The 15,345-nt window shown below is 71.2% G+C and carries 8 protein-coding genes and 1 pseudogene; 2 read left to right on the top strand and 7 right to left on the bottom strand.

Annotation, left to right across the window (positions count from 1 at the left end):
- From ACZ67T_RS21215 to ACZ67T_RS21205, 3 genes and pseudogenes are all read right to left on the bottom strand, one after another.
- On the bottom strand, positions 1-555 hold a 555-nt coding region (locus ACZ67T_RS21215), incomplete at its 3' end, for an alpha-amylase family glycosyl hydrolase (RefSeq protein ID WP_469985922.1).
- On the bottom strand, positions 552-2,678 hold the full coding sequence (locus ACZ67T_RS21210) for an alpha-1,4-glucan--maltose-1-phosphate maltosyltransferase (protein ID WP_469985921.1): 2,127 nt from the start codon (positions 2,676-2,678) through the stop codon (positions 552-554). The genes ACZ67T_RS21210 and ACZ67T_RS21215, both read right to left, overlap by 4 nt.
- Positions 2,679-2,872: 194 nt before the next feature.
- Positions 2,873-3,470, bottom strand: a pseudogene (locus ACZ67T_RS21205) (S8 family peptidase); the annotation flags it as partial.
- Positions 3,471-3,790: 320 nt separating this feature from the next.
- Here ACZ67T_RS21205 and glgP point away from each other — a divergent pair.
- Together glgP and ACZ67T_RS21195 are read left to right on the top strand one after the other, a co-directional pair.
- Positions 3,791-6,409, top strand: a complete 2,619-nt coding sequence (gene glgP / locus ACZ67T_RS21200) for an alpha-glucan family phosphorylase (protein ID WP_469985919.1) — start codon at positions 3,791-3,793, stop codon at positions 6,407-6,409.
- A gap of 114 nt (positions 6,410-6,523) precedes the next feature.
- Complete coding sequence (locus ACZ67T_RS21195; RefSeq protein ID WP_469985917.1) at positions 6,524-7,045, top strand: GNAT family N-acetyltransferase; 522 nt, start codon at positions 6,524-6,526, stop codon at positions 7,043-7,045.
- Between the two features lie 54 nt (positions 7,046-7,099).
- On the opposite strand, the gene ACZ67T_RS21190 is transcribed toward ACZ67T_RS21195, so the two are convergent.
- From ACZ67T_RS21190 to ACZ67T_RS21175, 4 genes are all read right to left on the bottom strand, one after another.
- Positions 7,100-8,683 carry a M4 family metallopeptidase gene (locus tag ACZ67T_RS21190; RefSeq protein ID WP_469985916.1) on the bottom strand — a complete coding sequence of 528 codons (1,584 nt, stop codon included), beginning with the start codon at positions 8,681-8,683 and terminating at the stop codon, positions 7,100-7,102.
- A 308-nt stretch (positions 8,684-8,991) separates the two neighbouring features.
- Entirely contained in the window at positions 8,992-11,049 is a 2,058-nt protein-coding gene (locus tag ACZ67T_RS21185; RefSeq protein WP_469985914.1) for a M4 family metallopeptidase, read from the bottom strand.
- A 365-nt stretch (positions 11,050-11,414) separates the two neighbouring features.
- Positions 11,415-13,289, bottom strand: coding sequence for an ABC transporter ATP-binding protein (locus ACZ67T_RS21180; RefSeq protein WP_469985913.1), 1,875 nt, complete (start codon positions 13,287-13,289; stop codon positions 11,415-11,417).
- Entirely contained in the window at positions 13,286-15,196 is a 1,911-nt protein-coding gene (locus ACZ67T_RS21175; protein ID WP_469985912.1) for an ABC transporter ATP-binding protein, read from the bottom strand. The genes ACZ67T_RS21180 and ACZ67T_RS21175 overlap by 4 nt, the downstream gene beginning before the upstream one ends.
- Between the last annotated feature and the right edge of the window lie 149 nt (positions 15,197-15,345).

Below are 15,345 nucleotides of genomic sequence, written 5' to 3'. Positions count from 1 at the left end.
GTGGGAGAAGAAGCGGTGCCAGTAGTACTGCTTGCGCACGGGGTCGAAGGTCCAGTTCGACGCCTCCGTGTCGACGAAGATGATCCGCGCGTCCTCGTACTGCTTGTCGTCGTCGGCCCAGACGTAGTAGTCGCCGTAGGGGCCGGTGGGGTCCTTGCGGGACTCCTGGAACCACTCGTGCTGATCGCTCGTGTGGTTCATGACGAAGTCGATGATCACGCGCATCCCGCGCTGGTGCGCGGCGTCGACGAACTCCACGAAGTCGGCCAGGTCACCGAACTCGGGCAGGACCGCCGTGTAGTCGGACACGTCGTAACCACCGTCCCGTAGTGGGGACTTGAAGAACGGCGGCAGCCAGAGGCAGTCCACGCCGAGCCACTGGAGATAGTCCAGTTTCGCGGTGATGCCCTTGAGGTCGCCGACTCCGTCGCCGTTGCTGTCCTGGAAGGAGCGGACGAGGACCTCGTAGAAGACGGCACGTTTGAACCAGTCGGGATCCCGGTCCTTGGCGGGGGTGTCCTCGAAGGTGTCCGGGACGGGTTCATTGACGGTCATGGTGTGGGTGACCCTCCGGTCAACGGTGAGGACGGTCGCAGGACGGTGAGGATGTGCGCGGGCGTACGGCCCGGCTCGAGGCGCACATAGTTGGCCCTGCCCCAGTGATAGGTCTCGCCGGTGAGCTCGTCGCGCACCGGCGCGGACTCGTGCCAGCCGAGTCCCAGTTGCGGCATGTCCAACGACACCGTCGCCTCCTGGGTGTGGTGGGGGTCGAGGTTGGCGACCACCAGAACCGTGTTCGAGCCGTGCGGGCCTTCGGCCGACTTGGAGTACGCGATCACCGTGTCCTTGTCGGTGTGGTGGAAGTGCACGTCACGCAGCCGGCGCAGGGCGGGGCTGCGGCGCCTGATGTCGTTGAGCCGGGTGATGAGGGGCGCGATCGAACGCCCCTCGCGCTCGGCCGACTCCCAGTCGCGCGGCCGCAGTTCGTACTTCTCCGAATGGAGATACTCCTCGCTACCGGGGCGTAGCGGGGCGTTTTCGCACAGTTCGTAGCCGCTGTAGACGCCCCAGGTGGGGGAGAGCGTGGCGGCCAGGACCGCGCGCGCCTCGAACGCGGGCCGCCCGCCGTTCTGGAGGTAGGCGTGCAGGATGTCCGGCGTGTTCACGAAGAAGTTGGGACGCATGTACGCGGCCGTGTCCCGGGAGAGCTCCGTGGCGTACTCGGTGAGTTCCTGCTTCGAGTTGCGCCAGGTGAAATAGGTGTACGACTGCTGGAAACCGGCCTGCGCGAGGGTGCGCATCATCGCGGGGCGCGTGAACGCCTCGGCCAGGAAGATCACGTCGGGGTCGGTGCGGTTGATCCCCTTGATGACCCGCTCCCAGAAGACGACGGGCTTGGTGTGCGGGTTGTCGACGCGGAAGATGCGCACGCCGTGGTCCATCCAGAAGCGCAGGACGCGGGTCGTCTCCGCGATCAGTCCCGGCATGTCCTTGTCGAAGGCGATCGGGTAGATGTCCTGGTACTTCTTCGGCGGGTTCTCCGCGTACGCGATCGTGCCGTCCGGCCGGTGGTGGAACCACTCGGGGTACTTGTCCACCCATGGGTGGTCGGGCGAGCACTGGAGCGCGAAGTCCAGCGCGATCTCCAGGCCCAGGTCCGCGGCCCGGCGCACGAACGCGTCGAAGTCGTCGAGCGTGCCGAGATCCGGGTGGATCGCGTCGTGACCGCCGTCCGGAGAGCCGATCGCCCAGGGGACACCCACGTCGTGCGGCCCCGGGGAGAGCGAGTTGTCCGGGCCCTTGCGGTACGTGGTGCCGATGGGGTGGATCGGTGGCAGGTACAGCACGTCGAAGCCCATCGCCGCGATGGCCGTGAGGCGCTTCGCCGCGGTGTGGAACGTGCCGGAGACCGGCGGTTCCCCCTCGCGCACGATCGCGCCCTCCGAGCGCGGGAAGAACTCGTACCACGCCCCGTACAGCGCCCGTTCGCGCTCCACGCGGAGCGGCAGCGGGTCGGAGCCGGTCACCAGCTCGCGCAGCGGGTGGCGGGCCAGGACCTCGTCGACCTGCGGGGTGAGCGCGGCGGCCAGACGGGCCGCAGCGGGGCGCGCGGTGTCCCGGAGCGCGGCGGCGGCGCGCAGCACCGTCTCGCGCTGCCCCTTGCGCTGCGGCACGCCCTCGGCGGCGCGCTCGTACAGCAACGCCCCCTCCTCCAGGACGAGTTCAGTGTCGATGCCCGCCGGGACCTTGATCTGCGCGTGGCGGCGCCAGGTGGTGACCGGGTCGCCCCAGGCCTCGACGAAGTAGGTCCAGCGGCCCTCCGACGTGGGCGTGACCTGCGCGCCCCAGCGGTCGGTGCCGGGGGCCAGCTCGCGCATCGGGGTCCACGGACCCGTGCGGCCGCGCGGCGAGCGCAGCACCACGTTCGCGGCGACCGCGTCGTGGCCCTCGCGGAAGACCGTCGCGCTGACCTGGAAGGACTCGCCCGTCACCGCCTTGGCCGGCCTGCGGCCGTGGTCCACGAGGGGCTGGACGTCCAGGACGGGGATCCGTCCGAGTGTGGTGTCGGAGGTGGCCGACGGGCGCCGCCGGCCCGGTGGTTTCTGTGATTTCGCGCTTCTGGCCGACTGCTGCGCCGGGTCCGTGTGCGGCTTCGGCGAGGGACTCTGTGCGGGCATGACCGCTCCTGACCGCGGGGGTTCGGCTTACGGAAACGGGGGTGACGAAGAGGGTCGTGCAGTGTGTACCGGGGGAGCCTTCCACGGTCGCAGGGCGGGCAATCCGGTGCTTTGTTAACTACTCGCGCGTAAGCACACAGACAAGTCCGGCCCCGCCGCGAACGACGGGACCGGACCATGAACTCACCCTTCCATTACGGGTTGTTGACCTGGAGCAGCTTGTCCGGCGAGCCGGGCAGCGGGTCCGTGATCCGGCCCGTCGCCGCGCGCCCCGTCGGCGCCCGGCTCACCTCGGCCGGGGTGGCCGAGGCGTGGTCGGCCAGGTACGGCGCGGCGGCGCCCGCCACGTGCGGCGACGCCATCGACGTACCGGAGAAGGTCGCCTTCCCCTTGTCGCTCGTGTACCCCGCCGAGGTGATGTCGACGCCAGGGGCGAACAGGTCGAGCCGGGTGCCCCGGTTCGAGAAGTCGGCGCGCCGGTCCGAGCGGTCACTCGCGCCGACCGTGATGGCCTCCTTCACACGGGCCGGCGAGTACAGGCCCGCCGGGAGGCCGTCGTTGCCGCACCGCCGCGTCCCGCTGGGCGTTGGCGTAGCCGCCGAGGCTCAGATCAGCGACGGCCGGTTTGCGCGCGCTCTTCGTCACCCGGTCGATGCCCGCGATGACCTGGGCGGTCGTCCCGGAGCCCGCGTCGTCGAGCACGCGGACCGCGACCACGTCGGCCTTCTTCGCGACGCCGTGGCCCGTGCCGGCGACGGTTGCGGCCACATGCGTGCCGTGGCCGTTGCCGTCCGGATCCGGCGAAGGCCGCGGCGAAAACCGGACTTCCTCCGGCCGGTACGCGGGCGGTGGTGCGGCGCGACCGGGAGCCGCGCGACGTACCGGGTCATCCTCACGGCGTACGGCCGGCGCACCGGCCGGTTCCTCGGCAAGGACCCCCGCGATGCGGCGGGATGCCCGTGAAACACGTGCCGACGCGACCCCGTGCGCCGTGGTAGCCGGAGCCCGGTGGCCGTACCGTCGGAGGTGACAGCCGGGGGTCGCGCGACGGAGCGCGTCCCCCTCGCACGTGTGCGCGTATGCCCGCCGCGTCCCCCTACAGAGGTGAGAACGTGAAGGCCATCCGTCGATTCACCGTCCGTCCCGTCCTGCCCGAGCCCCTCGCCCCCCTCCACGAGCTGGCCCGCAACCTGCGCTGGTCCTGGCACTCCGGGACGCGCGACCTCTTCCAGGCCGTGGACCCCGGGCGCTGGGCCGCGTCCGACGGGGACCCGGTGAGACTGCTCGGCGCCGTGCCGCACGCGCGGCTCGCCGAACTCGCGGCCGACGAGGGGTTCCTGCGCCTGCTCGGCGAGGCCGCGGACGACCTCAGGTCCTATGTGGAGGGCGACCGCTGGTACCAGACACAGATGCGGAGCGGCGGTCTGCCCGCCGCCGTCGGATACTTCTCGCCCGAGTTCGGCATCACCGCCGCCCTGCCCCAGTACTCGGGCGGCCTCGGCATCCTCGCCGGCGACCACCTCAAGGCGGCCAGCGACCTCGGGGTACCGCTGATCGGCGTAGGACTCCTCTACCGGCACGGCTACTTCCGGCAGTCCCTGTCCAGGGACGGCTGGCAGCAGGAGCACTATCCCGTCCTCGACCCGCACGAGCTGCCGCTGACCCCGCTCCGCGAACGCGACGGCACCGACTGCCGTGTCGCGCTCGCCCTGCCCGGCGGCGGCCGGCTGCTCGCCCGTGTCTGGCAGGCGCAGGTCGGGCGCGTGCCGCTGCTGCTGCTCGACTCGGACGTCGAGGAGAACGGCCCCGGCGAACGCAACGTCACCGACCGGCTCTACGGCGGCGGCAGCGAGCACCGGCTCCTCCAGGAGATGCTGCTCGGCATCGGCGGGGTGCGGGCCGTGCGCGAGTACTGCCGCCTCACCGGCCATCCCGAGCCCGAGGTGTTCCACACGAACGAGGGACACGCCGGCTTCCTCGGGGTCGAGCGGATCCACGAGCTCGCCGGACTCGGGGTGGACTTCGACGCCGCCATCGAAGCCGTACGCGCCGGGACCGTCTTCACCACGCACACCCCCGTCCCCGCGGGCATCGACCGCTTCGACCGGGAACTCGTCGCCCGCCACTTCGGCCCCGGCGCCGAACTTCCCGGCATCGACGCCGCACGCATCCTCGGTCTCGGCACGGAGACGTACGCGGGAGGCAACCCGAACGTCTTCAACATGGCCGTGATGGGCCTGCGCCTCGCCCAGCGCGCCAACGGCGTCTCCACCCTGCACGGCAGGGTCAGCCGCGAGATGTTCTCGGGCCTGTGGCCGGGCTTCGACCCGGAGGAGGTCCCCATCACCTCCGTCACGAACGGCGTGCACGCCCCGACCTGGGTGGCTCCCGAGGTCCTGCGGCTCGGCGCCCGTCACATCGGCGAACAGCGCACCCTGGACGCGCTCGCCGCCGGAGGATCCGACCGCTGGGACGCCGTCGCCGACATCGCCGACCGGGACATCTGGGAGCTGCGCCGTGAGCTGCGCGGCCGCCTGGTGGACGAGGTCCGCGAACGCCTCGCCGCGTCCTGGCGGCAGCGCGGCGCGGGCGCGGCGGAACTGGGCTGGATCGACGGGGTGCTCGACCCCGACATCCTCACCATCGGCTTCGCCCGCCGCGTCCCCTCCTACAAGCGGCTCACCCTGATGCTGCGCGACCCGGACCGCCTGAGGCGCCTCCTCCTCGACCCGGATCGGCCCGTCCAGATCGTGGTCGCGGGCAAGGCACACCCGGCGGACGACGGCGGCAAGCGCCTCGTGCAGGAGCTGGTGCGTTTCACCGACGACCCGCGCGTGCGCCATCGCATCGTGTTCCTGCCGGACTACGGCATGGCCATGGCGCAGAAGCTCTATCCGGGCTGCGACATCTGGCTCAACAACCCGCTGCGCCCCCTGGAGGCCTGCGGTACGTCCGGTATGAAGGCCGCCCTGAACGGCTGTCTCAACCTCTCCGTCCTCGACGGCTGGTGGGACGAGTGGTTCTCGCCCGACTTCGGCTGGGCGATCCCCACCGCGGACGGCGCGGCGACCGACGAGCAGCGGCGCGACGACCTGGAGGCCGCGGCCCTCTACGACCTCGTCGAGCGCAGGGTCGCCCCCCGCTTCTACGAGCGCGGATCCGAAGGACTGCCCGACCGCTGGATCGAGATGGTCCGCCGCACCCTCACCCACCTGGGCCCGAAGGTCCTCGCCGGGCGCATGGTCCGCGAGTACGTCGAGAAGCTGTACGCCCCCGCGGCCCGCTCGGGCCGCGCCCTCACCCCCGACGCGGCGCGCGAGCTCGCCCGGTGGAAGTCCCGGGTCCGCGCGTCCTGGCCCCGGGTGGCCGTCGACCATGTGGAGGCGTCCACGGCCACGGCCGAGCTCGGCGCGACGCTGGTGCTGCGCGTGCGGGTGGCGCTCGACGAACTCGGCCCCGAGGACGTCGAGGTCCAGGCGGTGGCCGGCCGCGTCGGCTCCGACGACCGCATCACCGACGCGACGACGGTGGCCCTCAAGCCGGCCGGCGGCCCGGACCTGGACGGCCGCTGGGCGTACGAGGGCCCGCTCTCCCTCGACCGTACGGGCCCCTACGGCTACACGGTCCGCATCCTGCCCGCCCACCGGCTGCTCGCCTCGCCGGCGGAGACGGGACTGGTGACCGTCCCCGCGGAGACGGCTGCGGAGGCGGCGGGGGTGCTCCTGCGCTGACGGAGCTGACGGAGCTGACGGAGCTGACGGAGCTGACGGAGCTGAGGGAGCTGAGGATGTGCTGAGGACGGCCGGGCGGTCGGCGGCGTCGCGGGTCTCGGCGAAGATGGACCCATGACCGAGATCCAGACGCCCCGCCTCCTGCTCCGCCGCTGGTCCGACGACGACCTCGTGCCCCTGTCCGAGATCCAGGCGGACCCGGACGTCATGCGCCGGGTCGGTGACGGCGGCCCGCGCGACCTGGAGCGGACGGCCGAGGACATCGAGCGCTGGGAGGAGGAGTGGGACGAGGAGGGCTTCGGCCTGTTCGCCGTCGAGCTCCTCGCCTCCGGCGAGCTGGCCGGTGTCGTCGGCCTCTCGGTGTCCGAACTCCAGCCCGGCATCGAGATCACCTGGTGGCTCGGCCGCCAGTTCTGGGGCCAGGGCTACGCCTCCGAGGCCGCCCAGGCCACCCTGGAGTTCGCCCTCCAGGACCGCGGCGTCGACCGGGTCGTCGCCCTGATCCGCCCCGGCGACACGGGCTCGGAGAACGTCGCCCGCAAGCTGGGCATGGCGGAGGGACGCGAGTTCACACACCCGAAGCACGGCTTCGCGCTCCAGGTGCACGAGATCGACCTCACGGAGTACGAGGCCTGACGCGCGAAGGGGCGGCACCCCGCGGTGCCGCCCCCGATTCGCTCGCGCCCTACGTCACTTGACGTTGACCGCGGCCCACGCCCGGTCGACCGCCTTGTACTCCGCCGAGTCGGCGCCGTACAGGTCGGACGCCGCGCTCAGCGTGCCCTTGCGCGCGCCCGCGTAGTCCGTGTTCGTCGTGAAGTACGACGTCAGGGCCTTGAACCAGATCTTCTCGGCCTTGTCGCGGCCGATGCCCGCGGCCGGCTGGCCGTCCGCGGTCGGGGAGTCGTACGAGACCCCGTTGATCTCCTTCTTCCCGCTGCCCTCCGACAGCAGGTAGAAGAAGTGGTTGGCGATGCCCGACGAGTAGTGGACGTCGACGTTGCCCGCGCCGGCCTTCCAGTTGTCGAGGGACGCGCCGTCCTTGCTCGGCTTGTCCATGTAGCGCAGCGGGGAGCCGTCGCCGTTGATGTCGATCTTCTCGCCGATGAGGTAGTCGCCGACGTCCTTGGCGTTGTTCGCGTGGAACTCGACTGCGGTGCCGAAGATGTCGGAGGTGGCCTCGTTCAGACCGCCGGACTCACCGCTGTAGACGAGGCCCGCGGTCGCCGCCGTGACACCGTGCGACATCTCGTGGCCCGCCACGTCGATCGACGTCAGGGGCTTCTTGTTGCCCTCGCCGTCGCCGTACGTCATGCAGAAGCAGCTGTCGTCCCAGAACGCGTTGACGTACGCGTTGCCGTAGTGGACCCGCGAGTACGCGCCCTTGCCGTCGCCGTTGATGCCGCTGCGGCCTTGCACGTCCTTGTAGTAGTCCCACGTGACCTGGGCGCCGTAGGCGGCGTCGACCGCGGCCGTGGCCGCGTCGTTGGTGGTGCCGTCGCCCCACTTGTCGTCGGCGTCGGTGAACAGCGTGCCCTTGCCGGACGACCCGTGCTTGAGGTCGTACGTGCTGTGGCCGCCGCGCTCCGCGTCCGTGAGGGCGTACGAGGAGCCGGACTTGGTGGAACCGACCGTCACGCTGCCGCTGTACTGGCTCTCGCCGGCACCGGTGCGGATCGCGTCCCACTCGAAGATCTTCTTGCCGGTCGCGGCGTCCGTGACGACGTGCAGCTTGCGCGGCGTGCCGTCCTTCTGCGTGCCGGTGACGACCTTCTCGTAGGCGAGGCGCGGGGTGCCCGACGCCGCCCAGACCACCTTGCGGGCGCCCTCGGGGGCGGCCTTGAGGGAGGCGGAGGCCGTCGTCACGGCGATTCTCTTCGAGGTCGCGCGGGTGACGCCCTCGGACTTGCCGGCCTTGGACTCGTGGACGACCAGGTCGCCGCCGAGGACCGGGAGTCCGTCGTAGGTGCGCTCGTAGCGGGTGTGCGTCGTGCCGTCGCGGTCCTTGACCACGTCGCGGACGACGAGCTTCTCCTTGGAGTCGAGCTTCAGCTCCTCGGCCGTCTCGGCCTTCTTCGCGTCGGCGTCCCGGAGGAGGCCGGCGCGGGCGGCGCCCGAGAGCTTCATCGGCGCGGCGCCGGGCGTCGCGTCGGCCACGGGCTGAGCTGCCGCGCCGGTGGTCATTCCGGCGGTCAGCAGGGCTCCGGCGGCAACAGCGGTGGCTATGGCCAGAGTCGAACGCTTCTTGGTGAAGCGCGATATGTGGGGGGTCACGCAAGCTCCTTGTGTGTGGGGTAAGAGAGCTGTGTGGTGCTGAGCTGTGTGGTGCTGAACTGACTGGTGCTTAGCTGCGTGTTGCGTGTGGTGCGTGGGGGGAAGCGTGCCAGTTGAGGCTTGTACATGTCAGGAGGGCGATCACAGGTTGGCCGGAAATCGTCCGTTGAGCGATGTCCCTTGTACGTATTGCGAACGGAACATGAACGGGCGCGCCGTCCCGGGGAGTTCACTCACCCGGGGCGACGCGCCCAGACCGTGCGGGCCGAACAGCTCTCGATCGGCCGGTAGTCACCGCTGCGTGCGGTCTACGGGAAGGTGAGCTTCCAGCTGTTGATGTAGCCGGTGTCCTGCGCGGCCACGTCCTGGACCTTCAGCTTCCAGGTGCCGTTGGCCACCTCGGAGGACGCGTTGACCGTGTAGGTCGCCTGGACGTTGTCCGCCGAGTCACTGCCGCTGGAGTTCTTCAGGCGGTACGTGGACCCGTCCGGGGCCACCAGGTCGACGACCAGGTCACCGCGCCAGGTGTGCACGATGTCCACCGCGACCGAGAGGTTGCTCGGCGCGTTGCCCGTACGGCCGGTCACGGCGATCGACGAGGTGACCGCGGCGCCGGCGTCCGGTATCGCGACGTCGGTCGTGTTCTCGAACGACGTACCGCCACCGCCGCCACCGGAGCGCGAACCGACGGCTATGCCGGCCCAGGCGTCCTGCACGGCCTTGTACTCGGCGCTCGTGGTGCCGTAGAGCTCACCGGCCACCGCGAGCGTGCCGGTGCGCGCGGCCGCGTAGTTCGTGGTCGAGGTGAACTTCGTGGTGAGCGCCTTGAACCAGATCAGCTCGGCCTTGGCGCGGCCTATGCCGGTGACCGGAAGGCCGTCCGCGGTCGGCGAGTTGTAGCTGACGCCGTTGATGACCTTGGCGCCGCTGCCCTCGCTGAGCAGGTAGAAGAAGTGGTTGGCGGGACCCGACGAGTAGTGCACGTCGAGGTTGCCGAGGCCGGAGTACCAGGAGTCCTTGGACGCGCCGTCCTTGCTCGGCTTGTCCATGTAGCGCAGCGGGGAGCCGTCGCCGTTGATGTCGATCTTCTCGCCGATGAGGTAGTCGCCCACGTCACTGGCGTTGTTGGCGTAGAACTCGACCGCGGTGCCGAAGATGTCGGACGTGGCCTCGTTCAGACCGCCGGACTCGCCGCTGTAGTTGAGACCGGCCGTCGCGGCGGTGACGCCGTGGGTCATCTCGTGGCCCGCCACGTCGATCGCGGTGAGGGGCTTGAGGTTGCCCGAGCCGTCGCCGTACGTCATGCAGAAGCAGCTGTCGTCCCAGAACGCGTTGACGTACGCGTTGCCGTAGTGGACCCGGGAGTACGCGGCGACACCGTCACCGCGGATACCGGTGCGGCCCTGCACGTTCTTGTAGTAGTCCCAGGTCTCCGCCGCGCCGTAGTGCGCGTCCGCGGCCGCGGTCTCGGTGTTCGAGGCGCTGCCGTTGCCCCACACGTCGTCCGCGCCCGAGTAGAGCGTCCCGGTCCCGGACGAGCCGTGGTTCAGGTTGTACGTCTTGTGCCCGCCGCGGCCGGTGTCGTTGAGCGTGTACGACGATCCGGACTGGGCCGTGCCGAGCGTCACGGTGCCGCTGTACTGCGTGTTGCCCGTGCCGGTCTCGATGCCCTGCCACTCGTACAGCTTCTTGCCGGTCGCCGCGTCCGTGACGACGTGCAGCTGGTTCGGGGTGCCGTCGTCCTGGAGGCCGCCGACCACGGTCTCGTAGGCGAGGGTCGGCTTGCCCTGCGCCATCCACACGACCTTGCGCGGCGCGCGGTCCGCCTCGGCCTTCTTCGATCCGTCGGCCGCCGCGGCCTTGACCGCCTGCCGCTCCGCCGTGGCCGGCTTGACCGCGGCGGTGGTGGCGACGTCCTTGAGCGTCGACTTCGTGGCGCGCGTCACGCCCTCGGTCTTCCCCGACTTGGCCGTGTCGACGACGAGGTCACCGCCGAGGACGGGCAGCCCGTCGTAGGTGCGCTCGTAGCGGGTGTGCGTCGTGCCGTCACGGTCCTGGAGGACGTCGCGGACGACGAGCTTCTCCTTGGCGCCGAGGCCGAGGTCCTTGGCGGTGTCCGCCTTGGTGGAGTTGGCCTCGCGCAGCAGCTCCGCGCGCTTGGCGGGGGAGAGCTTCGCGGGGAGGGCGCCGGGGTCGGCGCCCTTCGCGACGGCCTGGGCGGCCGCCGCGGCCGGCTTGACGTCCGCCGAGGCCATGCCGCCCGCCTGGACGGCGGCGGCGAGCAGGGCGGTGACCGCGGCGAGCGCGCCGTAGGCGGTCGCCCTCCTGCGGGAGGCGGATCTGTGGGAGGTGTCGGACGTTCTCAAGGCTGACTCCTTCTGCGGGCCGCGGATCGCACGGCCGGGGAAGACCGGACGGCGAATGACCGTCCGGGCAGAACAAGGCAGAACAAGGCAGAACAAGGCGGTGCAGGGCGGTACGAGGTGGAACTGCGAAGCCGGGCACAACTGGGCACATCTGGGCACAACAGGTCGTGCTGCAGTTCACGAACGGGACTCGCCAGTTCGGCTGTGGGGCAGCTGTGCGAGGCCGAGGGAAGAGTGGCAGCAGAGAGCGTTGTCTGTCAGGAGCGCGTCATTAGGTTGGCCGGAAATGGTTCGTTGCCCGGTTGTTCACGTTCGATATACGGAGCTGTGGCCCGGGCGCGGAGGGGGCGCGTCCGGTCCGTGGCTCAGCCGACCACGCTCTCCCGCCAGGCACGATGCAGATCCGCGAACGCTCCTGTACCGCAGATCAGTTGGTCCGGTGTGCCGTCCTCGGCGATCCGCCCGTGTTCCATGACCAGAACGCGGTCGGCGATCTCCACCGTCGACAGCCGGTGCGCGATGACGACCGCGGTACGGCCGCGCAGCACCGTGTGCATCGCGCGCTGCACCGCCCGCTCGCCGGGGATGTCGAGGGAGCTCGTCGCCTCGTCGAGGATCAGGACCGCCGGGTCGGCGAGCAGCGCGCGTGCGAACGCCACCAACTGCCGCTGCCCGGCCGAAATTCGACCCCCGCGTTTGCGCACATCCGTGTCGTAGCCGTCCGGGAGCGCCGTGATGAAGTCGTGCGCGCCGATCGCCTTCGCCGCGCGCTCGATCTCCTCTCGGCTCGCCTCGGGCCGCCCGATCGCGATGTTCTCGGCGACCGTGCCGGAGAACAGGAACGCCTCCTGCGTCACCATCACGACCCCCCGCCGCAGCTCGGCCGTGCCGAGGTCGCGCAGGTCGACGCCGTCGAGCAGGACCCGGCCCGCCGAGGGGTCGTAGAAGCGGGCCAGGAGCTTGGCGAGGGTCGACTTCCCGGCGCCCGTCGAGCCGACGACGGCGACCGTCTGTCCCGCGGGCAGCGTGAGATCGAAGCGGGGGAGCACCTCGCCGCCGGTGCGGTAGCCGAACGAGACCTGGTCGAAGACGACCTCGCGGCCGGGACGGTCGCCGGCGAGCTCGGGCAGACCGCGCGGCGACGACGGCTCCGGCACGGTCGGCGTCTGGTGCAGCAGGCCGGCGATCTTGCGGAGCGAAGCGGCCGCGGACTCATAGGAGTTGAGGAACATCGCGAGCCGGTCGATGGGGTCGTACAGACGGCGGATGAACAGCACGGCAGCCGCCAGGACACCCAGTTCGAGCGTGCCGTCGGCGACGCGGTAGGCACCCCACAGGACCATTCCGGCAACCGCGGTGTTCGCGAGGAGGCGGGAGCCGACGACGTAGCGCGCCATCTCCAGCAGCGCGTCACCGTTGACCCGCTCGTGGCGGTGGTTCAGCCCGGCGAAGTCCGCGTCGTTGGCGCGCTCGCGGCGGAAGGCGCGCACGGGCCTGATCCCGTTCATCGTCTCGGCGAACTTCACGATGACGCGCGCGATCGCGGAGGACCGCTCCGCGTACACCCGGGCCGCGCGCCGCCGGTACAGCTGGATCAGGACGGCGAGCGGCAGGAAGGACAGGGCGGCCACGGTGCCGATGCCGACGTCGAGCCAGAGCAGCATGGCCGTGATGTACACGGACGCCAGGATGATGTTGATGAGTTCCTGGAGCCCTTCGGAGAGCAGCTCGCGCAGAGACTCGACGTCCGTCGTCGCCCGGGAGATGAGCCGCCCGGACGTGTAGCGGTCGTGGAAGTCGACGCTGAGGGCCTGCGCGTGCCGGAAGATGCGGCCGCGCAGGTCGAGCAGCACGTTCTGGTTCACCCGCGCCGACACCTGCACGAACGCGAACTGGAAGAGGCTGGAGCAGCACGCCGCCAGGAGATAGCCGACCGCCACCGCGATCAGCGGGCCGTGCTCGCTCGCGCGGAAGGCGGGCACCGCGCTGTCGATGGCGTACGCGACGAGGAGCGGCCCCGCCTGCACGGCGGCCTGCTGGACCAGCAGACAGAGCACGGCCAGCCACACCGTGCGCCGGTGCGGCGCGAGCAGGGAGCGCAGGAGCGCGCCGGTCGCACCCTTGGGAGTGGGCAGGTCGTCCTGGTCGAACGGGTCCCCGGGGGAGGGGAGCCGCAGTTCCTCGCCGTCCTCGGCGGCCGGATCCTGCGGCGTGCGGTCCGGCTTGGCCGTCGTGGTCATCGTGTGCCCTTCCCCTCTGGCCCGTGCTCGTCGATGTCCGGGTCCTTGTCGGTCTCCGCGGCCTCGTCGATGTCCGGGTCGTCGTCGATCGCCAGGCCCTCTTCGGTCTCCAGGTCCGCTCCCGACATGAGGTGCCGGTACTCGGCGTTCGCGCGCAGCAGCTCCTGGTGCGTGCCCACGGCGGTGATCCGGCCGCCCGACAGGAGCGCGACGCGGTCGGCGAGCAGCACCGTCGAGGGCCGGTGCGCGACGACGAGCGCCGTGCTCGCGGCGAGCACCTCCCGCAGGGCCGCCTCCACCAGCGCCTCCGTGTGGACGTCGAGCGCGGACAGCGGATCGTCGAGCACGAGGAAGCGCGGGCTCCCCACGACGGCACGGGCGAGCGCGAGCCGCTGCCGCTGCCCGCCGGAGAGGCTGAGCCCCTGCTCGCCGACCTGCGTACCGGCCCCGTCCGGCAGCGACTTCACGAATCCGGCCTGCGCGACGCCGAGCGCCCGGTCGAGCTTCGAGGCGTCCGCTTCGCCCGCGCCCATCAGCACGTTCTCCGCGACGGACGCCGAGAACAGGGTGGGTTCCTCGAAGGCCACCGAGACGAGGGTGCGCAGCTCCTCGCGCTCCATCGACGCGATGTCCCGCCCGTCGAGCGTGATCCGCCCGCCGGTGAGCTCGTGCAGGCGGGGCACCAGCGCGGTCAGGGTCGTCTTGCCGCTGCCGGTCGCCCCGACGAGGGCCATGGTCTCCCCGGACCGCACCTGCAGATCGATGCGCTCCAGGACGGGCTCGGACGCGTCGGGGGCGTCCGGGTAGCGGAAGCGGACCCCCTCGAACCGCAGCCCGCCCGCACCGTCCTTTGTCGTGGGGGCGCCCGCCGCCGAGACCTCCTCGCTCTCCTCCGGCTCGTCCATCACCTCGAAGAACCGCCGGGTCGCCGTCGCCGCCTCCTGGCTCATGGCGAGCAGGAACCCGATCGAGTCGATCGGCCAGCGCAGCGCGAGCGCCGTCGACAGGAAGGCCACCAGGGTCCCCGCGGACAGCTTCCCGTCCGCGACCTGCACGGAGCCGAGCACCAGTGCCGCCCCGAGCGCCACCTCCGGCAGCAGCGTGATCACCCCGAGGATCCCCGCGAGCAGCCGCGCCTTGGCCAGCTCGGTCCCGCGCAGCGTGCGCGACAGATCACGGAAGGCCCGCGCCTGGCTGCGGTGCCGCCCGAACCCCTTGATGATCCGGATCCCGAGCACGGACTCCTCGACCACGGTGGTCAGATCCCCGACCTGGTCCTGGGCGCGGCGCGCGGCCGACGCGTACTTCGACTCGAAGCGGTAGCAGAGCACCATCAGCGGCGGGGCGGGCGCGAGCAGGACGAGTCCGAGCCCCCAGTCCTGCGCGACGAGCAGCACGAAGCCGGCGACGATCGTCACGCCGTTGACGATCAGGAACGTCAGCGGAAAGGCCAGGAACATGCGGACGACCATGAGGTCGGTCGTCCCGCGGGACAGCAACTGCCCCGAGGCCCAGCGGTCGTGGAACGCGACGGGCAGCCGCTGCAGATGCCGGTACAGATCCGCCCGCATGGCCGCCTCGACGCTCGCCAGCGGCCGCGCCACCAGCCACCGTCTCAGCCCGAAGAGCAGCGCCTCGGCGATGCCGAGCGCCAGCAGCATGCCCGCGCCCAGCCACACCCCGCCCGGGTCGTGGTCCGTGACCGGCCCGTCCACGATCCACTTCAGGACGACGGGGAAGACGAGCGACAGACAGGAGGCGACCACGGCGACCGTCGCCGCCCCCGCCCAGCGCGCCCGCACCGGCCGTACGTACGGCCACAGGCGCAGCAGCGTGCGCGCGGCGGACTGCTCCGCCGCCGGGGCGAGTCGGTCGGGGTCCGTGGCCGTTGCATGTGTAGTGGGCATCAGGAGGGAGACTACGGACCGGCACTGACAACGCCCACCGGGTTTCCGGCGATCCCGCGCTCGCGCCACGGCTCGCCCCGCAGAGGTCGTAGCGCCGTATCAACCGATCGGCTGATGCCCTTTCGAGCGCGATGGGCGATGCCCGCGAG

The sequence above is a fragment of the Streptomyces sp. NPDC107517 genome (assembly GCF_055582645.1).
Note: the sequence above shows the minus strand (reverse complement) of the source record. Positions and strands in the feature narration are given on the sequence as shown.